Source organism: Duganella sp. P38, assembly GCF_050859475.1.
In the GTDB taxonomy this organism is placed as follows: domain Bacteria; phylum Pseudomonadota; class Gammaproteobacteria; order Burkholderiales; family Burkholderiaceae_D; genus Rugamonas.
The window spans coordinates 3,763,338-3,787,481 of record NZ_CP193936.1 but is presented as its reverse complement, the minus strand read 5'-3'; the positions used below and the strand labels follow the sequence as shown (position 1 = coordinate 3,787,481).

Here is a 24,144-nt window from a genome sequence, read left to right as displayed (position 1 = left end):
TATGACACCGCGAACTACTACCAAGCTTTGGGAGTGACGCTAGTCAACGGGATTCTTTTGCTTGTCAAAAAGAGAAAAACGCGGCTAGCCCGCGTTTTTTTTCGTCTGCAGTTTTTAAACTCACATCATCGGCCTGCGCGCCTACATTGGAGATCACCATGATTTCAGTTCGCCTCCCTGACGGTTCCGCCCGCGAATTCGACGGTCCAGTCACCGTTGCTCAAGTGGCGTCGAGCATTGCCACCAGCCTGGGCAAGGCCGCGCTGGCTGGCAAGGTCGACGGCAAGGTCGTCGACACCTCCTATCTGATCGATAAAAACGTCGACCTGTCGATCGTCACCGACAAGGACCCCGAGGGCCTGGACGTGATCCGCCATTCGACCGCCCACTTGCTGGCCTATGCCGTCAAGGAGCTGTTCCCGGATGCGCAAGTGACGATCGGCCCGGTCATCGAAAACGGTTTCTACTACGACTTCTCGTACAAGCGCCCGTTCACCCCGGACGACCTGATCGCCATCGAAAAGAAAATGGCCGAACTGGCCAAGAAAGACGAGCCGGTCACCCGCAAGGTGCTGCCGCGCGACGAGGCGGTGGCGTACTTCAAGTCGATCGGCGAAGCCTACAAGGCCGAGATCATCGCGTCGATTCCTGCCGACCAGGATGTGTCGCTGTACAGCGAAGGCAACTTCACCGACCTGTGCCGCGGCCCGCACGTGCCATCGACCGGCAAGCTGAAAGTCTTCAAGCTGATGAAGCTGGCTGGCGCCTACTGGCGCGGCGACAGCAAGAACGAGATGCTGCAACGCGTCTACGGCACCGCCTGGGCCAAGAAGGAAGACCAGGAACAATACCTGCACATGCTGGAGGAGGCTGAAAAGCGCGATCACCGCAAGCTGGGCAAGCAGCTGGACTTCTTCCACTTCCAGGACGAGGCGCCGGGCCTGGTGTTCTGGCATCCGAAGGGCTGGACCATCTGGCAGCAGGTGGAACAGTACATGCGCAACAAATACCAGGTCAACGGCTACCAGGAAGTGAAGGCGCCGCAGATCCTCGACGCCAGCCTGTGGGGCAAGACCGGCCACTGGGACAACTACCGCGAAAACATGTTCGTCACCGAGTCGGAAAACCGCTCGTACGCGCTGAAGCCGATGAACTGCCCGGGTCACGTGCAGATCTTCAACAGCAATATGCGCTCGTACCGAGACCTGCCGCTGCGTTACGGCGAGTTCGGCCAGTGCCACCGCAACGAGCCGTCCGGTGCGCTGCACGGCATCATGCGTGTGCGCGGCTTTACCCAGGATGACGGCCACATTTTCTGCACCCACGAGCAGATCGAGCCGGAAGTGGTGGCGTTCCACACGCAGGCGATGGAAGTCTATAAAGATTTCCACTTCCATAATATCGACGTCAAGCTGGCGCTGCGTCCGGATAACCGCATCGGCTCGGACACCGTCTGGGACGAGGCGGAGGAAGCGCTGCGCTCGGGCCTGCGCGCCTGCGGCGTGACCTGGACCGAGCTGCCGGGCGAGGGCGCGTTCTACGGTCCGAAGATTGAATACCACCTGAAGGATTCGCTGGGCCGCCCATGGCAGGTCGGCACCATGCAGGTTGACTTCTTCATGCCGGAGCGCCTGGGCGCCGAGTATGTGGCGGCCGACAACAGCCGCCAGGTGCCGGTCATGCTGCACCGGGCGATCGTCGGTTCGATGGAGCGCTTCATCGGCATCCTCATCGAAAACTATGCGGGCGCGCTGCCGGCGTGGCTGGCGCCGGTGCAGGTGTCGGTGCTGAACATCTCCGATGCGCAGGCCGAATATGTACAGCAAGTGGCTGAAAAGCTGCGCCGCAGCGGCTTCCGCGTACAGACCGATTTGCGCAACGAGAAAATAAACTATAAAATACGTGAACATTCCGTCCAAAAACTGCCGTACATCCTCGTGGTGGGCGACAAGGAGCGGGATGCCAACACCGTCGCCGTGCGGGCACGGGGCAATGTCGATCTGGGCGTCATGTCCGTCGATGCCCTGATAGAGCGACTTCAGCAAGACGTCGCCACGAAAGCCTAAAGCGCACTGGCATATCATTAGATTTTAAAAGGAATCACCATAGCTACTGACAAGTCGCATCGCATCAATGGCGAAATCACTGCCCCTGAAATGCGTTTATCCGGGGTCGATAACGAGCCGCTCGGTATCGTGAGTTTGGCCGAGGCCTTCCGCCTGGCGGAAGAGGCAAACGTCGACCTGGTCGAGATCGCGCCGAACGCGACTCCGCCGGTTTGCCGTTTGATGGACTACGGCAAGTTCAAGTATTCGGAGCAGAAAAAGGCTCACGAAGCGAAATTGAAGCAAAAAGTCATCTCCGTGAAGGAAGTCAAATTCCGTCCGGGTACTGATGACGGCGACTACAATATCAAGCTGCGTAACCTGATCAAGTTCCTCGAAGACGGTGATAAAACCAAGATCACCCTGCGCTTCCGTGGCCGCGAGATGGCGCACCAGGATATTGGCTTCCGTATGCTGGAACGCCTGAAAGCCGACCTGGAGCCGCATGGCCAGGTCGAGCAGTTCCCGAAAATGGAGGGCCGCCAGATGATCATGGTGCTGGCGCCGAAGAAAAAGAAGTAATAACTTAGCAATGCCCCGTCATTCCCGCGCAGGCGGGAATCCATAGGACGCGTGATTACACGCTCAGCATGGATTCCCGCCCTCGCGGGAATGACGTTTTTGGCGTTGCGAAATTTTGCTGCACAATCGCGCCCACTGGGCTATAATTGTCGGCTGTAGTAAATGTAGTGGACTCGCATCCGCTGCACAAACAAGTGAGAGCAGGCATCTAAGAGCGACGTAGTGTTGCCACCTGTAATCCTGTTTAATAGGAGCTGTCCGAGAGGACAGAATATCTATGCCTAAAATGAAAACCAAGAGCTCCGCGAAAAAACGTTTTCGCGTGCGTCCAGGTGGTACCGTTAAATCGGGTATGGCTTTCAAGCGCCACATCCTGACCAAGAAGACGACGAAGAACAAGCGTCAACTGCGCGGCACCCGTAACATCGATGCGACCGACGTCCAGCGCGTCTACGCAATGATGCCATCCGCTTAATCTCACACTCAATTAAGGAGCTAATATGCCTCGAGTAAAACGTGGGGTTACTGCGCGTGCCCGTCATAAAAAAGTACTGAACCTGGCCAAAGGCTACCGCGGTCGTCGTAGCAAGGTATACCGTATTGCCAAGCAAGCAGTAATGCGCGCTGGCCAATACGCTTACCGCGACCGTCGTAACAAGAAGCGCGTCTTCCGCCGCCTGTGGATCGCCCGTATTAACGCTGCTTCCCGTGAGCACGGCGTTACCTACAGCGCGTTCATGAACGGTCTGAAGAAAGCTTCGATCGAACTGGACCGTAAAGTCCTGGCCGATATGGCTGTGATGGACAAGCCAGCGTTCGCTGCGATTGTCAACGTCGTTAAAGCTAAAATCGCTGCTTAATTAAGCGCTGATTTACGCAGAGAACGGGGCAAGGGTCACACCTGTGCCCCGTTTTTGATTCAAGGATAAGAAAAACGCATGGACTCCCTGGAACAACTCGTCGCCTCAGCAGTGCAGGATTTCGACGCGGCCAAAGATGATGCCGCCGCACTGGAAAACGCCAAAGCCAAATACCTGGGCAAGACCGGCCAGATTACCGAATTGATGAAGGGCCTGGGCAAGCTCGACCCGGACGCCAAGAAGGCGCAGGGCGCGCTGATCAACGCCGCCAAGCAGCAGATCGAAGCCGCGCTGACCGCGCGCCGTGACGCGCTGGCCGAAGCCCAGCTGCAAGCCCGCCTGAACGCGGAAGCGATTGATGTCACCTTGCCAGGCCGCGGCCGCGCCGGCGGCGGCATCCATCCAGTGATGCGTACCTGGGAACGTGTGGAAGAAATCTTCCGCTCCATCGGTTTCGACGTGGCCGACGGCCCGGAAATCGAGACCGACTGGACCAACTTCACCGCGCTCAACAGCCCGGAAAACCATCCTGCCCGTTCGATGCAGGACACCTTCTACATCGAAGGCAACGACACGCAAGGCAAGCCGCTGCTGCTGCGCACCCATACTTCGCCGATGCAGGTGCGCTACGCGCGCAACAACCAGCCGCCGATCAAGGTGATCGCCCCGGGCCGCACCTACCGTGTCGACAGCGACGCCACCCACTCGCCGATGTTCCACCAGGTGGAAGGCCTGTGGATCGCCGAGAACATCAGCTTTGCCGACCTCAAGGGCGTATACCTGAACTTCGTCAAGGCCTTCTTCGAGACCGACGATTTGCAAGTGCGTTTCCGTCCGTCGTACTTCCCGTTTACCGAACCGTCGGCCGAGATTGACATTGCGTTCGGCAGTGGTCCGCTGAAGGGCCGCTGGCTGGAAGTGTCCGGCTCGGGCCAGGTGCACCCGTCGGTGGTGCGCAACTTCGGCCTGGATCCGGAAAAGTACATCGGTTTCGCGTTCGGCTCCGGCCTCGAGCGCCTGACCATGCTGCGCTACGGGATCAACGACCTGCGCCTGTTCTACGAAGGCGATCTGCGTTTCCTGAAGCAGTTCAACTAAAGAATACCGTCATTCCCGCGCAGGCGGGAATCCATGCTGACGCTGATCAGCCGCTCCATGGGTCCCCGCCTGCGCGGGAACGACGGGGCAAACGATAACTAAAGGTTTGATTATGCAATTCTCTGAAAATTGGCTGCGCACCATGGTCGATCCGAAGATGACTTCGGATGAACTGGCCCATCTGCTGACGATGTCCGGCCTGGAAGTGGAAGAAGTGGAACCGGTCGCGCCACCGTTCTCCAACGTGGTCGTCGGCCACGTGCGCGACATGGCCAAGCACCCCAACGCCGACCGTCTCAACGTCTGCCAGGTCGACGTCGGCACCGGCACGTTGTTGACCATCGTCTGCGGCGCGCCGAACGTGCGCCCGGGCCTGAAAGTGGTGTGCGCGATGGCCGGCGCCGTGCTGCCGCCGGGCGCCGACGGCAAGCCGTTTGAAATCAAGGTGGGCCAGCTGCGCGGCGTCGAGTCGCAAGGCATGTTGTGCTCGGCCAAGGAGCTGAAACTGTCGGAAGAGGGCAGCGGCCTGCTGGAATTGCCGGACGACGCGCCGATCGGCAAGAACTTCCGCGACTACTACGCACTGAACGACCTCAAGTTCACCATCAAGCTCACCCCGAACAAGGCGGACTGCCTGTCGGTGCTGGGCGTCGCCCGCGAAGTGTCGGCGCTGACCGGCGTGGCGCTGACCGCGCCGACCTTCCGTCCGGTCGCTGTCAACCTCGACGAGAAGCTGCCGGTGAAAATTTCGGCGCCGGACCTGTGCGGCCGTTTCTCGGGCCGCGTGATCCGCGGCCTGAACGCCAAGGCCGCGACGCCGGACTGGATGAGGCAGCGCCTGGAGCGCAGCGGCCAGCGCTCGGTATCGGCGCTGGTGGACATTTCCAACTACGTCATGCTGGAACTGGGCCGTCCGACCCACGTGTTCGACCTGGACAAGATCCACGGCGGCCTCGACGTGCGCTGGGGCCGCAAGGGCGAATCGCTGAAGCTGCTGAACGGTAACACCGTGGCGGTGGACGAATGGGTAGGCGTGATCGCCGACGACAAGGAAATCGAATCGCTGGCCGGCATCATGGGCGGCGACGCCACCGCCGTCTCGCTGGACACCGAAAACATCTACCTGGAAGCCGCGTTCTGGTGGCCGAACGCCATCCAGGGCCGCGCCCGCAAGTACAACTTCTCGACCGACGCGGCGCACCGCTTCGAGCGTGGCGTCGACTACGCCACCACCGTCGAGCACATCGAGCGCATCACCTCGCTGCTGATCGAAATCTGCGGCACCGCCAGCACCAAGGTCGGCGCCATCGACGACCAGACCGTCAACGTGCCCAAGCGCGAACCGGTCAGGATGCGCACCGCGCGCGCGCAGAAAGTCATCGGCGTGGCGCTGGACGACCAGGTCATCGCCGACATCTTCACCCGCCTGGCGCTGCCGTTCACGCTGGAAGACGGCGTGTTCAGCGTGACCTCGCCGTCGTACCGCTTCGATATCGAAATCGAAGAAGACCTGATCGAGGAAGTGGCGCGCGTCTACGGCTTCGAGAACATCCCGACCGTGGCGCCGGTGGCCGCCAACACCATGATCATTGCGCCGGAAAACACCCGCTCGCTGTTCGCGGTGCGTCACCAGCTGGCCGACCTCGGTTACCAGGAAGTGGTCAACATGAGCTTCGTGGAAGCCGCCTGGGAGCAGGACTTTGCCGCCAACGACAACCCGATCAAGCTGCAGAACCCGATCGCCAGCCAGTTGAGCGTGATGCGTTCGACGCTGGTCGGCAGCCTGGTGGCCAACGTCCGCTACAACCTGAACCGCAAGGCCAGCCGCGTGCGCGCGTTTGAAGTCGGCGCCATCTACCAGCGCGACGCCAGCGTGGCCGACGGTCCGCTGACGGTGGCCGGCTATCACCAGCCGAAGCGCGTGGCCGGCATCGCCTACGGCCCGGTGGCCGACGAGCAGTGGGGCCAGGACACCCGCGCGGTCGACTTCTTCGACGTCAAGGCCGACCTGGAGCACTTGTTTGCACCGCTGCGACTGCGCTTCGTCAAGGCCGAACACCCGGCGCTGCACCCGGGCCGCGCCGCGCACGTGCTGCTGGACGGCGAAGTCATCGGCTTCATCGGCGAGCTGCACCCGCGCTGGCTGCAGAAATACGAACTGCCGAATGCCGCGATCGTGTTTGAACTTGATGCGCTTGCCTTGCAGCAACGACCTGTGCCAAAGTATGATGAGATTTCCAAGTTCCCGGGCGCGACCCGCGACCTGGCGGTTGTCGTCAAGCAGGCCGTGTCGGCGCAACAGGTGCTGGATACATTTAATGCTGCTGCGCAAGAAATTCCGCAAGGCAAGATTGTGCAAGCTATTGTTTTGTTTGATGAATATCGTGGTAAAGGTTTGGAGGTGGACGAAAAATCGCTTGCTTTCCGCTTTAGCTTGCAAGATACTCAAAACACGCTGCAAGACGATGTGGTCGAGGCCGTAATGGCCGCCGCCGCCGACGCCGCCAAGCAAAAACACGGCGCTCGCCTGCGTTAATCGGCTACCCCGTCGCTCCCGCCTGCGCGGGAATGACGGTGGTTATAGGAGTCCGGCCTGTGCCGGACTTGTTCATTTTTGATATAAGGCAGGGCTGGAAAATTACTAACAACGACGTTGATTCCGCCGTACTCCAATCCGCATTGGCTGCCGATTTGCACCGGGCCATGCAGGTTGCCAAAGTGCGCCAGGATGCGGAAAAAGATTTGCCGACGCTGACCAAGGCGGAGCTGGCCGAACTGTTGTTCGAACAGGTCGGCCTGAACAAGCGCGAGGCCAAGGATATGGTCGAGACGTTCTTTGACGAGATCCGCAACGCGCTGGAGCGCGGCGAAGCCGTCAAGCTGTCCGGCTTCGGCAATTTCCAGCTGCGCGACAAGCCGCAGCGTCCGGGTCGCAACCCGAAAACCGGCGAGGAAATCCCGATCACGGCGCGCCGCGTGGTGACCTTCCACGCCAGCCAGAAACTCAAGGGCATGGTGGAAGAGAGCAATCCGATGGCGCGCGCCGCCTGAATGGGAGCTGATTTGCCATGAACGATCGTCTCGTCAAACCAGAACTGGTCGTCCTGCCGCCGATCCCCGCCAAGCGCTACTTCACCATCGGCGAAGTCAGCGAGTTGTGCGGCGTGAAGCCGCACGTGCTGCGCTACTGGGAGCAGGAATTCACCCAGCTCAAGCCGGTCAAGCGGCGCGGCAACCGCCGTTATTATCAGCACCACGAAGTGCTGCTGATACGCCGCATCCGCGAGCTGCTGTACGAGCAGGGTTTCACCATCAGCGGCGCCCGCAATAAACTCGACCATCGCGGTCACGATAGCGGCGCTGCAGAGTATGATGGCGATGCAGCTGTCAACGGCACGCCACCTCCGGCCGTTGTTCCCCCGCTGGACCGTGACTTGATCCGCGGCGAGCTGCTGGCCATTCTCGACTTGCTTAAAGTCGGCTGAAGAGGCCCGCGCACTGCTGGCGCGAGGCGCGGCTGGCAGCTTGATTGCTGCTATACTTTCAATATTATTCGATTATCAGCGATGAAAGCTGATGCACGGTGGCGGACAGTCCGGGTCTATGCCGGACACGACGAGAGGAAACAATGATACGCGTTGCCATTTGTGACGACCATCAAATTGTAAGAGCAGGCTTTAAACAGATTTTTTCGTCCTCGGATGACTTCGAGGTGGTGGCGGAAGCCGGTACCGGCCGTGAAGCGCTGGATATCGCCCGCCGCGAAATTTGCGATGTGCTGTTGCTCGATATCGCCATGCCGGATCAAAGCGGTATCGACACCCTGCGCACGATACGCCAAGGCCAGCCCGACCTGCCGGTGCTGATCCTGTCCGGCTATCCGGCGCAGCAGTACGCGCTCAACCTGTTCAAGATGGGCGCCAACGGCTATCTGAACAAGGAATGCGAGGCGGACGAGCTGATCACCGCCGTGCGCACGGTCTACCAGGGTCGCCGCTACGTCAGCTCGCAGGTGGGCGAGCTGCTGGCGCAGAGCTTCGACCGCGATCCGAACAAGGCCCCGCACACCGAGCTGTCGGACCGCGAGTTCCAGGTGTTCCTGCGCCTGGCGCGCGGCGCCACCGTGTCGGACATCGGCGTGGCGCTGTCGCTGAGTATTAAAACGGTATCGACCTACCGCACCCGCATCATGGAAAAAATGGGCATGCAGTCCAACTCGGACCTGACCTATTACGCCATGAAGAACAATCTTTTAGATTAGCAACATGTGCGCACTGTTGGCGTGCGCACAGACACATCACTTTTTCTTCCGGTCTATAATTGGTAGCTTGGGCCAGTTTACGGTCCAATCCCCCATTGTGAAGGAATCGGATGTATTTCACCGCAGAAACAGCGCCGCACAAGGGCATGCCGCTGTACAAGACCGTCTTGTGCGTGACCTGCGCGTTGCTGCTGATCGTCAACGGTTTCAGCCTGTTCCATAATTTGCAGGCGTTGCGCGGCGCGCAAGTGCTGCTGGGCCAGACCGCGCGCGTGGCCGACCGCCTGCAATACCTGAATGTGCTGGTGCTCGATGCCGAGAGCAGCATGCGCAGCTATTTCCTGTCCGACCGCGATTCCTACCTGGGGCCGACCCGCACCGTGCTGGCCGACAGCGAGGCCGAATTCCGCGAGCTGGAAAAGCTGCTGGCCGACAATCCATCGCAACTGAAAAACCTGGCCCAGCTGCACACGCTGGTGCGCCGTCGCCTGAGCATCATGAACCAGGCGATCGACGTCTACCGGGACGGCGGCTTGCAGGAAATCGTCAAGATCGCCAAGCTCAGCGACGACCGCGCCAGCATGGACGAGATCCGCCTGCTGGTGGTCATCATGGAGCAGGAGCAAAACGAGATGCTCAACGCGCGCAGCGCGATGTTCTACCAGGAATACCAGAAGGCGGTGTGGCTGGGCGTCAGCATCAATGCGCTGGCCATCATGGTGCTGGTGATGTTCTACCAGCTGGTGCGGCGCAGCTTCGCACACCGCGCGGCGGTGGAGTACGCTTTGCAAAGCACCAATGAGAATCTGGAAAGCACGGTGCAGCAACGTACCGAGCAGCTGTCGGTGCTGTCGCGCCGCCTGATCAGCATCAGCGAGGAAGAGAAAGTGCGCCTGTCGCGCGAGCTGCACGACGAACTGGGCGCCAACCTGACCTCGATCAGCATGGATATCGCGGCCGTTACCCAGCAGCTGCGCCATACCCACCCGGAACTGGCCGAGCAGCTGAAACGCGCGCGCGGCACGCTGGTGGAAACGGTGGAAATGAAACGCCGCATCGTCGAGAATTTGCGTCCGAGCCTGCTGGACAACCTGGGCCTGTGCGCGGCCATCGAAAGCTACTGCCAGGAATTCAGCCGCCTGTCGCAAGTGCGCTGCGACTGCAATGTCGCGGCCGAGATCGAAGGCCTGAGCCGCAATTCTGGCGACCTGTCGATCGCGCTGTTCCGCATCGTGCAGGAATCGCTGACCAATATCCGCAAGTACGCCAAGGCCAGCCGCGTGACCGTCACGCTGAACCGGAACCAGGAAGGGTTGATGCTGCGGATTATCGACGATGGCATCGGCATTGCGCCCGACACCATCATCAAGCCGATGTCGCATGGACTATTGGGGATGCGCGAACGCGCGCTGCAACTGGGCGGCACGATGAATATCCGTCGCGGCCGCAACGATACGGGGACTTGCATCGAAGTGGCGATTCCGCTGCGCAGCCGCGATCATGCGGCGCCGCCGGTGGAACCGCCTGGTCAGGAGCGCCGCGCCGCCGCGCCGGCCGCGACGATGCTGCCGCCGGCCATCAGCGACGTCATCAGCAACGCGCTACATCCAGGCGCAGACGATCAAACTCCGACTTCGCCACCTTGTAGCACTCACCGGCATACGCCTCCAAGCCTGAGCGATCAAGCACAGTGATGTTGCCGCGGCGGTAGGTGATCAGGCCTTCGTCCTGCAGCTTGCCGGCCGCCGCAGTGATGCTTTCGCGGCGCACGCCCAGCATGATCGAAATCATTTCCTGCGTCACCTTCAGCGAGTTCGACGGCGAACGGTCGAGGCGGTCCAGCAGCCAGCGGCACAGTTTCTGTTCGATCGAGCTGTGGCGGCCGCCGACGGCGTTCTGCGCCATTTGCGCGAACAGCGCGGTGTTGTAGCGCATCAGCAGCGCAGGCAGCGCGCCGCCCTTGGCGAACGCCGCGCGCAGGTGCTCGGCCTTCATGCGCAGGCCGTAGCCAGCCGCCTGCACCACCGCGCTGCACATGGCGCGCTCGCCCTCGAACAGCGACACGCCAACCACGCCTTCATGGCCGACCACGGCGATCTCGGTGGTGGCGCCGTCTTCCATGACATACAGCAGCGAGACGATGGCGGTGGTTGGGAAATGAACATATTCCATCGCATTGCCGAACTCAAACAGCTCTTTGCCGAATGGCAGTTGCACCAGTTCCAGGTGTTCAAACAGGGTTTCGAGGACGTCGCGTGGCAGCGCCCCCAGCAGTTCGTTTTGCTGCGCGCCGCTGAGGGTGACCACAGGCCGTGGCGCAACATGTTTGTAGTTATTCTTGGTGGTTGCGGCGACTTGGATGTTGTTCATGGTGTTCCTCACAAGCTAGTTACGTGTTGGTGTAACTTTATGAGGAATGTTAATTGGCGAACATAAGAGCAGCGGACGCACGAATGTAGGCATGGAACAGGCAGAAATGTAGTCCTGTTCCTACAGTGCCCGCTATTAATCCGGGAGAGGCAGCGGCATAATGGCATACATCCGGATCAGATGGCGCACGAATATGCAAGTATTGGTGGTCGAAGACGATGTACTGCTGGCCGACGGCCTCAGCCGCACGCTGGGCGGCCACGGCATGCAGGTCACGGTAGTCGGCCACGGCGCCCAGGCCGACCTGCTGCTGCGCCGCGCGGGCGTCGCCGACGTCGTGCTGCTGGACATCGGCCTGCCCGGCATCGACGGCTTCGAGGTAGTCCGGCGCCTACGCGCGCGCGGTTGCGCCGTGCCGGTGCTGCTGTTGACGGCGCGGGACGCCATCGAGGACCGTGTACGCGGCCTGGAGCAGGGCGCCGATGATTACCTGGTCAAGCCCTTCGCCACCGCCGAGCTGGTGGCGCGCGTGAAGGCGCTGGCGCGTCGCCACACGCCGCAGCCGGCGGCGCTGGCGCTGGGCGATCTGTCGCTGGACACGGCCACGCGGCGCGCGCGCGTGGGCGACAGGCTGGTCGAACTGTCGGTGCGCGAATGGGCGGTGCTGGAATACCTGTTGCAGCACGCGGCGCGCGTGGTTTCCAAGCAGCAGATCATCGACGCCATCCTGCCATGGGGCGACGACCTGAGCCTGAACGCGGTTGAGGTCTATGTGTCGCGCCTGCGCCTGAAACTGGCCGACGCCGGCGTCACCATCCGCACCATCCGCGGCTTCGGCTACATGCTGGAGGCGGGCGCATGAGCAGCATCCGCCTGCGCCTGCTCAAGTGGCTGATCCCGCCCATCCTGCTGGCCAATCTCGGCGCCGGCGCGCTGGCCTGGATGCTGGCGCCGCCGCCGTTGCGCGAGGTGGTGATGCGCACGCTGGTGCTGCTGGAGGTGGTGTTCGCGCTGGCATGCGTGGCGCTGATCTGGTTTTCGGTCAGCAATGGCTTGCGGCCGCTGGACCGGCTGCGCGCCGACCTCAACCAGCGCGATGGCGATGATCTCGCGCCGATTGACGCCGCCGGCGTGCCGTACGAGCTGGAGCCGATGGTGTCGGCCTTCAACGGCCTGCTGGCCAAGGCGGGCGAGGGCGCGCAGGCGCGGAAGGATTTCCTGGCCAACGTCGCGCACCAGTTGCGTACGCCGCTGGCGGGCCTGAAGACGCAACTCGAATGGCTGGCCGCGCGCCACGCCGAGCCCGACACCGCGCAGTCGGTGCGGCTGATGCTGTCGGCCACCGAGCGCATGATACGGCAGACCAATCAGCTGCTGTCGCTGGCGCGCGCCGAGCCGCATCATTTCGAAAAGACCCGGCTGGAACCGCTGGCGCTGGACGCCCTGGTGGCGCAGTCGGTGCAATCCTTCGTCGAGCAGGCTACGCTGAAGTCGATCGACATCGGCTTTGACCTGCTGCCGGCGACCATTACCGGCGACCGCTTCCTGCTGCGCGATCTGATCGATAACCTGATCGACAACGCCATCCGCTATACGCCGTCCGGCGGCGCGGTGACGGTGACGGTGCGACCCGGCGTGCTGACGGTGGAGGACAACGGCCCCGGCATTCCGCCGGCCAGCCGTGAACAGGTGTTCAGCCGCTATGTGCGGCTGGACGACAAGGCCCACGGCAGCGGCCTCGGCCTGGCCATCGTGCGCGATATCGCCGTCGTGCACGGCGCCCGGCTGACGCTGAGCGAGCCAGCCGGCGGCAGCGGTGCACTGTTCAGCGTGAAATTCAGCTGAAGTCTGTGCGCTTGTCAGGCGTTTGTCAGCTTTCCCTCAGGGAGTTGCAAGACGGCAAGCGTACACTGGAACCCGATGAGATAACGTCACGGGAGTCCGGCCATGAAGCGCATCCAGCAGGGTTTTACATTGATCGAGCTGCTGGTTACCGTGGCCATAGTCGGCATTCTGCTGGCGGTGGCGGTGCCGGCCTACAACGATTATGTGCTGCGCGGCCGCCTTAACGAAGCCTTTACCGCGCTGGGCGCGGCGCAGCCGGCGGCGGAGCAGTACTGGTCGAATAATCGCACCTATGTCGGCTTTGAGGCATCGGCCGGCTTCCCGTCCGCCACGCCGAACTTTACCTACGCCTTAAGCAACGCCACCGCCTCGACTTACACCATTACCGCCACCGGGCGCGCCAAGGCCGACGGCTTCGCTTACACCATCAATGAAAGCGGCGCCCGCGCTACCACCGCCGGGCGCGCCGGCTGGGGCGCCAGCACCACTTGCTGGGTCGACCACAAGGGGGCGCATGTACCGAATAGCGCTGCCCGCCGGCTTCACGCTGATCGAGCTGCTGGTGACCATTACCGTGTTCGGCATCATGCTGGCGATCGGCATTCCCAACGCCAGCAACTGGCTGCTGGCCAACCGCGCGCGCGGCATCAGCGAGTTTTATGCGGATGGCTTCGGCACGGCGCGGCGCGCGGCGGTGGCCCATAACACGGCCAGCCGGATTTCGCTGACGCCCAACGCCCATAGCGGGCAGATGGATTGGCAGGTCGACCTGTGTTATGTCGGCGCCGGCACCCAATGCCAGCCGGGGCAGGGCGGCTGGTCGACCGTGGACACGCCGGCGGCCAACGATCCGTTGGGCGCGGCGGGCTTCAAATCGGTGTTTCGCTCGGCGGACGCGCTGGCGTCGGCCGAAGTGCTCAAGCCGAGCATTTTGCCGGAGGGGAGTTCGCAGGTGTACTACACGGCGCTGGGCTGGGTGAACACCACGTTCAGCGAACGGCTGACGCAGCTGCGGCTCGATCCGTCGAGCCGGTACGCGGGCGAGGTAAGGCCGGTGGCGTTGAACATTGCGCTGGCCGGCATGGCGACCAAATGCGATCCCACCGTCACCAGCCCGGACAGCCGGGCCTGCCCACCATGACACCGGCCATCCGCCAGCCCGGCCAACCACGCCCGCTGGGCCAGCGCGGCCGACCACGCCAGCCTGGACAGCTGCGCTTGCCCACCATGACGGCCATCGGCCAGCCCGGCCAGCCACTCCGGTCTGGCCGGTGCGGCCCACGCGGAGAGGCGGGGCGAACCGGCCAGCGCGGCATCGCGTTGCTGGAGGCGATGTTGGCCATCGTGATCCTCGGCATCGGCTTGCTGGGCACGGTGGGCATGCAGGCGCGCGCGTATTCGGCGCTGGCGGACGCTGGCATGCGCGCCGAGGCCACGCTGGCCAGTGAAAAACTGATCGGCGTGATGAGCGCCGACGTGGCCAGCATCAACCTCTACAACCTGGCGGAAAACGGCGCGCCAAACACCCGCCTGGCCGCGTGGGCGCAGGAAACCAAGACGGCGATCCCCGGCGCCGTGCTGGCCGTCACCGTGGCCGACCAGCCCGCAATGAACCGCTACCAGATCGACATCTCGATCCGCTGGCAGCGCAAGGCGCGCAGCGAGGTCAACCAGCATCGCGTCACCTCCTACATCGCCCGCTGACCATGATTATCTCGCTCAAGCGCCCGGTGCGCGGCTTCTCGCTGGTGGAGCTGATGATCAGCGTGGTGATCGGCCTGCTGGCGCTGCTGTTCGCCACGCGCCTGGTGATCAGTGGCGAAACCAACAAGGACGCCGCGGTCGGCGGTGGCGATGCGATGCAGAACGGCATGCTGGCGATGTTCCAGCTCAGCGGCGACGCCGCCATGGCCGGCTGGGGCCTGAACGATCCCACCGTGGCCGGCTGCGCCGCCAACTTCAGCGACCAGCGCGGCTACCAGCTGCTGACTGCCCAGCGCGACGGCGTCACCATCACACCGCTGGCCTCGGTGGTGATCCAGTCCAACGGCGCCGACCCGGACCTGATCTCGTTCAACAGCGGCAGCTCCAACGCCGCCGTCGCCTCGACTATGATGAAGGCCAACTACACCGGCGAATCCTATGTGGTGGCGGCCGAGAGCGCGCCCTACGGCTACGCCGCCGGCCACGTGCTGGTGGTGGCGCCGCAGGCGCCGGACCGGCCATGCTCGGTGATGCAGATCGCCGGCTTCAATCCCGCCACCGGCCGTGGCGCCGAAATGCTGCTGCAAGGCGGCAGCCAGTACCGCTACAACGCCGCCGCCAGCATGCCGCAGCACTACAACATGAATGTCACCTTCATGTATAACCTGGGCGCGCCGGACCAGCTGCATTTCCACACCTGGTCGGTCAGCAACGGCGTGCTGCTGCTGCGCGCCACCGACCTGGCCGGCGCCGAGGCGGCCGGCGTGTCGGTGGCCGACAACATCGTCTCGATCAAGGCGCAATACGGCTTCGATACGCGGGTGCTGGCCGGCTACGATCCGAATCCACCCAACAATGGCAAGCAACTGCTGCCGACCGCCAGCGGCGGCATGCGGATCGGCGCCTGGAGCGGCGCTATGATGGACGCCGACGGCGACGGCGTCAATGGCGGCCTGGGCGACTATCAGCGCATCGCCGCCGTGCGCATCGCGGTAGTGGCGCGCAGCAAAACGGTGGAGCGGCCGCGGCCCGGCGTGCAATGCAGCGCCAGCGCGGCGCTGCCGACCGTGTTTGCCGGCAGCGTGCCGGCCGGCGTCGCGGCGGCGCCGGTGCAGGTCAATGTCGCCGTGGCGGGCGACCCGGTCAGCTGGAAATGCTATCGCTACCGGGTGTTCGAAACCATCGTTCCCATCATTAACTCCCAGTACCGGCCATGAAGACAGCGACCAGCCAGCGCGGCATTGCCTTGCCCATCATGCTGATCATGCTGGCGGTGATGATGGTCAGCAGCATATACCTGCTCAAGTCCAGCACCTCGACCACGCTCACCACCAGCAACCTGGCCTATGACGCCGCCATGACCAAGGCGGCCGACGCCGGACTGCACGCCGGCTTCACCTATCTGCGCAACCTGGCCACCAAGGCCGACCTGCTGGCCGACCAGCCGGCGGCCGGCTATGTCGCCACGCTGTCGCCGGCCTGGACCGCAAGCACCCCGAACTTCTGGCTCGGCTCGGTCACGCTGCCGGCCGACGCCGACGGCAACCGGGTCGAATACGTGATCCACCGGCTGTGCGATTTTCCCGGCGCATATGACACCAACAACAAATGCCAGACCAGCGCGCCGCGCACCGGCGCCACCGGCCCGCGCGCGCTGGGCGAAACCTTGCGCGTGGACGCACCCAACCTGGCCACCGCGCCGCAGCTGCATTATGTTGTGACGGCGCGCGTGTTCGGCCCGCGCGGCGGCCATGTGGTGACGCAGGCGGTCATCATGAAAGGTCCTTGAGGAAATCATCATGAAGACGCTTCTATCCTTGCTGATGCTGGCCGCGTTGCCGGCCATGGCGGCCACCACGCAGATCGCCCAGGTGCCGCTGCTCAACATCACCGGCACCGGCAGCGTCAAGCCCAACCTGATGCTGTTGTTCGACAACTCCGGTTCGATGGACCAGACCTACACGCCGGACTACGTCAACGACAACCTGTGCCGCAGCAGCCTGACGCTGGCGCTGGGCGTCATGGCCTGCAATGTCGGCCATCCGCCATTCATGAGCCCGGACTTCAACAAGCAGTACTACAACCCGGCGATCCGCTACATGGTGCCGATCAGGGCCGACGGCAGCTACTACCCGGAGCAGAACGCCGCCAACACCAGCAACTGGACCGTGGTGAGCAACGACGGCTTCGGCGCCCGCCGCGCCGATTTGTTCGGCAACACGGGCAGCAACAACATCAACCTGGTCACCGGCTTCCCGGACCTGAAATGGTGCCAGGTCAACTCCACTACCCAGTGCGCCTTCAACAGCGCCAGCTACACCTATCCGGACCAGCAGTACCGCAGCCCGGTGGATATCACCACCGGACCGTATTACTACACCATCGGCGTCGGCCAGTACTGCACCGACGAAACCATGACCACCTGCAAATCGACCACCATCGGCGGCGCGGCGCCAGCCGGCTATCCGGTGCCGGTCAAGGTGCGCTGGTGCAGCGACCGCGCGCTGACGCAATGCCAGGGCAAGCGCGTGGGCGTGTATATCTACCCGGCGTACTCGCAGCCGACCGGCGCCATTGTTGCCTACGGCACCATCGGCATTGGCCAGTCCGGCAGCGCCACCTCGCTCAGCATCGGCAATGTGCAGGTGACCGACACTAGCAACAACGTAGTCACCATCAGCAGCGGCCAGGTGACGGCCAGCACGGGCACCAACAGCGCCATCAAGCAGCAGGCCATGGCCAGCGCGCTGGCCGCCAACATCATCGCGACCTCGACGGCGACGTTCAACAACAACCCGGCTTCGGCACGGCTGTACTACGCCTGCGTGCGTACGCCGACCGGGCAGTCCACGGTGCCGGCCTGCAGCAGCTTTGGCATCAACCTCAGCGCCGAAAACGTGGTGGCGGTGGTGCCGGTGCTCAGTTGCAGCGGCAGCTTCAGCGTAGTTAACTGCACGCCGCACACCGACGGCGCGCGCGCCGGCTGGGGGCTGTCGGCCACGGCCACCGCAGCGCGCTTGTCGCCGGCGTCGGTAACGTTCAGCGGCACCACCGGCAACTCCGCGCGCATCACGCTCAGCTTCAACGGCGCGACCCTGCTCAGCAACGCCAGCCTGGGCAACGGCCGCTCGGCAACGCAGGTGGCGACGTCGGTGGTGAACGCCATCGGCACATTCAACGCCGCGGCGCGCGCGTATCTCGGCGGCGGCAGCAACTGCCCGGCGCCGCTGGGCGGCAACAGCGCATGCCTGATCGACGCCACCAGCAGCGCCAGCGGCGGCAGCATCGCGGTATCGATCGCCAACGCCGGCAGCATGAGCTGGAACACCACCGCTGCCGTGGTCGATACGATACCGCTGACGTCGGCCGCCATCAGCGCCGGCCAGGCGGCGCCGAATCCCTTTGTGCGGGTCAATATCGTCAGCGGCCGGACCTATCCGAAGTCGGTCGACCGCGACGACTGCGCCGGCGCCAGCTGTACCTACGCCGAGGAAATGAGTAATTTCGCCAACTGGTATGTGTATTACAAGAGCCGGCTGCAAATGATGAAGACCTCGGTGGGCATCGCCTTCGCGCCGATCACCGCCAACTACAAGGTCGGCTATGTCAAGCTGTCGGCGGCGGGCGCGGGCAACGCCATCGACATGAAGCCGGCGGAGTTTTCCGGCAGCGCGCGCAGCACCTGGTACAGCACGCTGTACAGCACCACCACCTCGGGCGCGACGCCGATCCGCACGGCGATGGACAACACCGGCCGCATGTTCGCCAACCTGGCGCCGTACAACTACGCCGCCGGGCAGGAAGTGGTGCAGTACCCGTGCCAGCCGAACTTCCTGATCCTGACCACCGACGGCTACTGGAACGGCGCCAGCACCGGCAATGTGGTCAACAACGACAATGTCGAGAACCCGGCGCGCTTTTGCAGCATCGCCAGCGGCTGCGTCGACAAGCGCGCGCAGAGCCAGCCGTCGATTGCCGACGTGGCGCTGCACTGGTACAACGGCGGCTCCAGCACCGGCACGGTATCGCTGCGGCCGGCGCTGGAGCCGGACATGAGCAAGCCCGGCTCGGTGCCGGCGGCGGCCGGCGAAAACACCCATCTGCACATGAACACCTACACGCTGGGCCTGGGCGTGGACGGCATCATGACTTACGAGCCGAACTACGACACCGCGCCCAGGCCGGGCGGCGATTTCTACAACCTCATCACGCAGGTGCCGAGCGGCTGCCCGTGGAACGGCGGCGGCGCCTACGTCTGGCCCAACCCGGACGTCACCAACACCGCCAGCACGGTGCAGGAGCGGGTGGACGACCTGTGGCACGCGGCCATCAACGGCCACGGCAAATACTTCAGCGCGCAGGACCCGAAAGACGTGGTCAACGGCTTGCGCGAGGCGCTGTCGAACATGCAGGTGCGCACCGGCGCGGCCGCGGCTGCCGCCACCTCGACGCCCAACATCACGCTGACCGACAACGATATTTTCTCCGCCACCTTCACCACCGTGCACTGGTACGGCGAGCTGACCGACCGCAAGATCGACACCAGCACCGGCCAGGTGCTGGCCCGCACCGAATGGAGCTCCAACACCACGGTCGGCGGCGCGCTGGCTACGCGCCGCATCAAGATGATGCAGCCGGACCAGCAGCCGGGCGCCGACCCGGTCGACTTCCTGTTTACCGACGCGCTGATGGACGCCACCACCAAAAGCTGGTTCGCCAACAAGTGCAACATCCTGTCGCAATGCACGCTGCTGTCGGCCAGCGACAAGGCCATCGCCAACAGCGGCGCCAACCTGGTCAACTGGCTGCGCGGGGCGCAGGCCCATGCCGACGACAATATCTACCGCGCCTACAGCAGCACCACCGACGCCAACGGCAACACGCTGCCGATTGTCATCGGCGACATCGCCTCGTCCAAGCCGGCCTATGTGCGCGAGCCGCACAACAACTACCCGGACCTGTCGTACGCGCAGTACAAATCCGACTACGCCGGCCGCGCCGGCACGGTGTTTGTCGGCGCCAACGACGGCATGCTGCACGCCTTCCACGCCCAGACGGGCGCCGAGCGCTGGGCCTATGTGCCGCGCATCGTCATGAGCAAGATGGCGGCGCTGGCCAGCGTCACCTACGGCACCAACCACCAGTTCACGGTTGACGGCTCGCCCGAGGTGGCGGACGTGCAGATCGGCGGCGCCTGGCGCACCGTGCTGGTGGCCGGCCTGAATGCGGGCGGGCGCGGTTACTACGCGCTGGACGTGACCGAGCCCGACAGCCCGAAAGTGCTGTGGGAGCTGTGCGCCGACCCGCTGGTGTGCCCGCAGCACAACGACGCCGACATCGGCCTGACCTTCGGCAATCCGCAGTTCGGCAAATGGCGCGGCAAGTGGGTGGTATTGCTCACCTCCGGCTACAACAATGTGCCGGGCGCCGACGGCGTGGCCGGCGGCAGCGGCGTCGGCACGCTGTTCGTGGTCGACATCGCCACCGGCGCGGTGCTGGCCAAGGCGGCCACCTCGGGCGACGTCGGCACGCCGTCCGGCCTGGCGCGCATCACGGCCATCAGCAACGACCCGCTGGCCGACCCGGTCGTCACCTACGTCTACGGCGGCGACATGCTGGGGCAGATGTGGCGCTTCGACCTGACCAGCCTGACCGGGCCGATCGGCGTGCTGCGCATGGGCACGGCCGGCGCCAGCAAGCCGATCACCACGCGGCCGGACGTGACGCAGTGCGGCGTGCCGCTCACCAGCACCGACGCCAACGGCATCAGCACCACGCGCACCAGCGCCACGCGGGTGGTGCTGTTCGGCAGCGGCAGGCTGCTGGATGTGCCGGACACGGCCAACACCGACGTGCAGAGCCTGTTTGCGGTCAGGGACAGCGGCGCGGCGCTTGGCAGCATCCCGAACAGCAACATGGTGCAGCAGGTGCTCAGCGTCAAGGGCGCGACCAGCAACAGCGTCAGCTACGCTGCCAGCAGCAACCCGGTCGACCTGCAACAGCGCGACGGCTGGTATCTGAACTGGAACCTCAACGCCGGCGAGCGCATGAACCTGGACCCGCAAATCGTCAGCGGCGTGGCGAACGTGGTCACCAACGTGCCTTCGTCCTCGTCGGCGTGCTCGGTCGGCGGCACCAGCAATCTGTACCAGATCGACGTCTGCAGCGGGCAGGGCGTCAATGGCGACGCGGCCGGCGCCACCCTGTCGAACGCCTCGGCGGCGGTCGGCTTCATCATCGTGCGGCTGCCGAGCGGGCAGCTGAAGCTGATCACCACGCTGGCCGACGGCAGCAACATCACCAGCGCCGCCAAGGAGCTGGACACGGCCGAGGCGCACCGGGTCGGCTGGCGCAGGATAAAGGGACAACAATAAAGGCCCAAGAGCCGGTATAATCGAGGGTTTGCAGAACCGCCTCAGATCGCAGAACACATGGTCAACGATACCGAAAACACAATCCCCGAGAATCCCGACGACGCCGTCGCCGCCGCCAGCGCCAAGACGCCGGCCCTGATCGCGCGTGAAGTCCAGCGCCGCCGCACCTTCGGCATCATCTCCCACCCGGACGCGGGTAAAACCACGCTGACTGAAAAGCTGCTGCTGTTCTCGGGCGCGATCCAGATGGCCGGCACCGTCAAGGCCCGTAAATCGGGCCGCCACGCCACCTCGGACTGGATGGAGATCGAAAAGCAGCGCGGCATCTCGGTGGCCTCGTCGGTGATGCAGTTCGAATTCCGCGACCACGTGGTCAACCTGCTCGACACGCCGGGTCACCAGGACTTTTCGGAAGACACCTACCGCGTGCTGACGGCGGTGGACTCGGCGCTGATGGTGATCGACGCCGCCAAGGGCGTGGAAGCGCAGACCATCAAGCTGCTGGACGTGTGCCGTATGCGCAACACGCCGATCGTCACCTTCATGAACAAGCTGGACCGCGAAACCCGCGACCCGCTGGAACTGCTCGACGAGCTGGAATCGGTGCTGAAGATCAAATGCGCGCCGGTCACCTGGCCGATCGGCATGGGCAAGAATTTCCGCGGCGTGTACCACCTGCTGAACGACACCATCATGCTGTTCAAGGCTGGCGAAGAGCGCGCGGACGGCGCGTTTGAGCTGATCGAGGGCATCGACAATCCGCGCCTGCAGGAAATGTTCCCGTTGGAGATGGACCAGTTGCGCATGGAGGTCGAGCTGGTGCACGGCGCCTCCAACCCGTTCGACCTGGAGCAATTCCTGGCCGGCATCCAGACGCCGGTATTCTTCGGCTCGGCGATCAACAACTTCGGCGTGCGCGAGATTTTGTCGGCGCTGGTCGACTGGGCGCCGGCGCCGCGCGAGCGCGACGCCACGGTGCGCGCGGTCGATCCGAAGGAAGAGCCGTTCTCGGGCTTCGTCTTCAAGATCCAGGCCAATATGGACCCGGCGCACCGCGACCGCATCGCCTTCCTGCGCGTCTGCTCGGGCCGTTTCGAGCGCGGCATGAAGGTCAAGCATTTGCGGCTGGGGCGGGAAGTCAAGCTGTCGTCGGTGGTCACGTTCATGGCCTCGACGCGCGAGCAGGTCGAAGAGGCCTACGCCGGCGACATCATCGGCCTGCCCAACCATGGCAATATGCAGATCGGCGACTCGTTCACCGAGGGCGAGCAGCTGACGTTCACCGGCATCCCGTTCTTCGCGCCGGACTTCTTCCGCCAGGTACGCATCCGCAATCCGCTGAAGATCAAGCAGTTGCACAGAGGCTTGCAGCAGCTGGGCGAAGAGGGCGCGGTGCAGGTCTTCAAGCCGGTCCAGGGTGGCGAGCTGGTGCTGGGCGCGGTCGGCGTACTGCAGTTTGAAGTGGTAGCCAGCCGTCTGCTGAACGAATACGGCGTCGACGCGGTGTTCGAAAGCACCAGCATCAGCAGTGCGCGTTGGGTATCCAGCGACGACAAAAAGCGCTGTCGGACTTCGAAGACCAGCTTGGTCACAACGTCGCCTACGACGCCGCCGGCAATCTGGCCTACCTGGCCACATCGAGCGTTAACTTGCGGCTAACGCAAGAGCGCTGGCCGAAGCTGCAATTCCACGCCACCCGCGAACACTCCGCCAAGCTCTAACCCATTCGGGGTCAGGTCTGACATTCGCACACGAGCTCAACTGCGCAGCAGTTGAGCTCGTGTGCGAATGTCAGACCTCGTATATTGAGCATACCGCCCCATCATCGGATAAAGTGACGGAGGTGGTCAGGCAGGGTGATGCCGATCAGAATTTGGGCCATTGAGCCCGTGGGTCAGATTGGTGCCCCTGCCTGTTTCATTTTAAAAGTCCGAACGGTATCTTGGGTCATCGCCTCGCGCGTAAGCCCGCATACGAGAGAGGTCAAAAATGGATAGCTCAACAGCAATCGTGGGGATCGATGTCGGCAAGAAAAAGCTCGACGTGGCCCTGCTAGTGAACGGCAAGATCAAGAGCAAGGTCATAGATAACTCTGCCGCAGGCCATCAGGTGCTCTTGGAATGGCTGGACAAGACCAAGTTACCCAAGGCGGCATTACGGGTCTGCATGGAAGCGACCGGTGTGTATTTCGAGGAGGTGGCGACCACGCTTTATGATGCCGGGCTTGCCGTGAGCGTAGTCAATCCGGGCTGCATCAAGGGCTTTGGCCAGAGCGAGAACCTGCGCAATAAAACCGACAAGGCGGACGCAGCATTGATCGCACGTTACTGCGCGGCGATGGCGCCGGCAACGTGGGCGCCCGCTCCGCTGGAGCAACGTCAGTTGCGTGCGTGGTCGCAGCGGATACTGGCTCTGAAGGATATGCGCCAGCAGGAACGCAACCGGCTGGAAAGCTATGAGGCCAGCGGCATGGGCGAGGTGGCTGAGCACGCGCGCTTGCTTATTGCCTGGTTTGACACCGAGATCAAGCAACTGGAAGACGACGTGGATGACCACATCGACCGCCATCCCGGCCTCAAGCACGACGCGCAGCTCATCACCAGTATTCCAGGCATTGGTAACACCACCGCAGCTCGCATCTTAGGCCAGTTGGGCGACATTCGGCGCTTCGGCAACGCGAAGGCCTTGGCGGCATTTCTCGGCGTGACGCCACGCCAGCGCAGCTCAGGAACCTCGCTTCGGGGGCGCACCACCATCAGCCGCAAGGGCAGCACCTCAATGCGCGCCGCGCTTTATATGCCCGGCATGGTGGCAAGCCGCCACAACCCGCTACTACACCAGTTTGCCCAGCGCCTGGCGAATAATGGCATGGCGAAAAAAGCCGTGATCGGCGCCGTGATGCATAAGCTCGTGCATCTCATCTACGGTGTCATTCGTACCGGCAAGCCCTTTGACGCCAATTACCTTTCAAAAGGGCTTGCCATTCAAGACGGTATCTGACCCCG

The 24,144-nt window shown here is 63.4% G+C and carries 19 protein-coding genes and 2 pseudogenes; 20 read left to right on the top strand and 1 reads right to left on the bottom strand.

What is annotated here, in order from left to right; translation table 11 throughout:
* Positions 1-158: 158 nt before the first annotated feature.
* The 10 genes from thrS to ACRQ5J_RS17480 all read left to right on the top strand — a co-directional run bounded on the left by thrS (position 159) and on the right by ACRQ5J_RS17480 (position 10,540).
* Entirely contained in the window at positions 159-2,066 is a 1,908-nt protein-coding gene (gene thrS / locus ACRQ5J_RS17525) for a threonine--tRNA ligase (protein WP_432378420.1), read from the top strand.
* 21 nt (positions 2,067-2,087) lie between these two features.
* Entirely contained in the window at positions 2,088-2,627 is a 540-nt protein-coding gene (infC, locus tag ACRQ5J_RS17520) for a translation initiation factor IF-3 (RefSeq protein WP_432383676.1), read from the top strand.
* Between the two features lie 277 nt (positions 2,628-2,904).
* The gene (gene rpmI / locus ACRQ5J_RS17515) at positions 2,905-3,102 is read left to right on the top strand and encodes a 50S ribosomal protein L35 (RefSeq protein WP_056156036.1); all 198 of its coding nucleotides are present in this window, start codon (positions 2,905-2,907) and stop codon (positions 3,100-3,102) included.
* A gap of 25 nt (positions 3,103-3,127) precedes the next feature.
* Entirely contained in the window at positions 3,128-3,487 is a 360-nt protein-coding gene (rplT, locus tag ACRQ5J_RS17510) for a 50S ribosomal protein L20 (protein WP_092271776.1), read from the top strand.
* Between the two features lie 78 nt (positions 3,488-3,565).
* Positions 3,566-4,585, top strand: a complete 1,020-nt coding sequence (pheS, locus tag ACRQ5J_RS17505) for a phenylalanine--tRNA ligase subunit alpha (RefSeq protein ID WP_432378417.1) — start codon at positions 3,566-3,568, stop codon at positions 4,583-4,585.
* A 112-nt stretch (positions 4,586-4,697) separates the two neighbouring features.
* Positions 4,698-7,121 carry a phenylalanine--tRNA ligase subunit beta gene (gene pheT, locus ACRQ5J_RS17500; protein WP_432378415.1) on the top strand — a complete coding sequence of 808 codons (2,424 nt, stop codon included), beginning with the start codon at positions 4,698-4,700 and terminating at the stop codon, positions 7,119-7,121.
* A gap of 167 nt (positions 7,122-7,288) precedes the next feature.
* Positions 7,289-7,636 carry an integration host factor subunit alpha gene (locus tag ACRQ5J_RS17495; RefSeq protein WP_019919772.1) on the top strand — a complete coding sequence of 116 codons (348 nt, stop codon included), beginning with the start codon at positions 7,289-7,291 and terminating at the stop codon, positions 7,634-7,636.
* Between the two features lie 17 nt (positions 7,637-7,653).
* Positions 7,654-8,070, top strand: a complete 417-nt coding sequence (locus ACRQ5J_RS17490) for a MerR family transcriptional regulator (protein ID WP_432378412.1) — start codon at positions 7,654-7,656, stop codon at positions 8,068-8,070.
* A 143-nt stretch (positions 8,071-8,213) separates the two neighbouring features.
* Positions 8,214-8,846, top strand: coding sequence for a response regulator (locus ACRQ5J_RS17485; RefSeq protein WP_179671926.1), 633 nt, complete (start codon positions 8,214-8,216; stop codon positions 8,844-8,846).
* Between the two features lie 110 nt (positions 8,847-8,956).
* The gene (locus tag ACRQ5J_RS17480; protein ID WP_432378410.1) at positions 8,957-10,540 is read left to right on the top strand and encodes a CHASE3 domain-containing protein; all 1,584 of its coding nucleotides are present in this window, start codon (positions 8,957-8,959) and stop codon (positions 10,538-10,540) included.
* On the opposite strand, the gene ACRQ5J_RS17475 is transcribed toward ACRQ5J_RS17480, so the two are convergent.
* Positions 10,437-11,216 carry a Crp/Fnr family transcriptional regulator gene (locus tag ACRQ5J_RS17475; protein ID WP_432378408.1) on the bottom strand — a complete coding sequence of 260 codons (780 nt, stop codon included), beginning with the start codon at positions 11,214-11,216 and terminating at the stop codon, positions 10,437-10,439. The two genes, ACRQ5J_RS17480 and ACRQ5J_RS17475, sit on opposite strands and share 104 nt — an antisense overlap.
* Before the next feature lie 193 nt (positions 11,217-11,409).
* Here ACRQ5J_RS17475 and ACRQ5J_RS17470 point away from each other — a divergent pair, with 193 nt between their 5' ends.
* The 10 genes and pseudogenes from ACRQ5J_RS17470 (at position 11,410) to ACRQ5J_RS17425 (ending at position 24,139) form a co-directional block, all read left to right on the top strand.
* Entirely contained in the window at positions 11,410-12,078 is a 669-nt protein-coding gene (locus ACRQ5J_RS17470; RefSeq protein ID WP_432378406.1) for a response regulator transcription factor, read from the top strand.
* A complete protein-coding gene (locus ACRQ5J_RS17465) occupies positions 12,075-13,061 on the top strand; it encodes a sensor histidine kinase (protein WP_432378404.1) in 987 nt (328 codons plus the stop codon). The genes ACRQ5J_RS17470 and ACRQ5J_RS17465 overlap by 4 nt, the downstream gene beginning before the upstream one ends.
* 102 nt (positions 13,062-13,163) lie before the next feature.
* A pseudogene (locus ACRQ5J_RS17460) lies at positions 13,164-13,406 on the top strand (type IV pilin protein); the annotation flags it as partial.
* Between the two features lie 169 nt (positions 13,407-13,575).
* A complete protein-coding gene (locus ACRQ5J_RS17455) occupies positions 13,576-14,202 on the top strand; it encodes a pilus assembly FimT family protein (protein ID WP_432378403.1) in 627 nt (208 codons plus the stop codon).
* Positions 14,199-14,765, top strand: a complete 567-nt coding sequence (locus ACRQ5J_RS17450; protein ID WP_432378401.1) for a type IV pilus modification PilV family protein — start codon at positions 14,199-14,201, stop codon at positions 14,763-14,765. Before ACRQ5J_RS17455 ends, ACRQ5J_RS17450 begins: the two co-directional genes overlap by 4 nt.
* A gap of 2 nt (positions 14,766-14,767) precedes the next feature.
* Positions 14,768-15,982, top strand: coding sequence for a prepilin-type N-terminal cleavage/methylation domain-containing protein (locus ACRQ5J_RS17445; protein ID WP_432378399.1), 1,215 nt, complete (start codon positions 14,768-14,770; stop codon positions 15,980-15,982).
* A complete protein-coding gene (locus ACRQ5J_RS17440) occupies positions 15,979-16,554 on the top strand; it encodes a pilus assembly PilX family protein (RefSeq protein WP_432378397.1) in 576 nt (191 codons plus the stop codon). Before ACRQ5J_RS17445 ends, ACRQ5J_RS17440 begins: the two co-directional genes overlap by 4 nt.
* 10 nt (positions 16,555-16,564) lie before the next feature.
* Positions 16,565-21,139: a pilus assembly protein gene (locus ACRQ5J_RS17435; RefSeq protein WP_432378395.1), complete on the top strand. Its 4,575-nt coding sequence runs from the start codon at positions 16,565-16,567 to the stop codon at positions 21,137-21,139.
* 57 nt (positions 21,140-21,196) lie between these two features.
* A pseudogene (locus tag ACRQ5J_RS17430) lies at positions 21,197-22,860 on the top strand (peptide chain release factor 3).
* A gap of 268 nt (positions 22,861-23,128) precedes the next feature.
* Entirely contained in the window at positions 23,129-24,139 is a 1,011-nt protein-coding gene (locus ACRQ5J_RS17425) for an IS110 family transposase (protein WP_432378393.1), read from the top strand.
* The last annotated feature ends 5 nt before the right edge of the window (positions 24,140-24,144 follow it).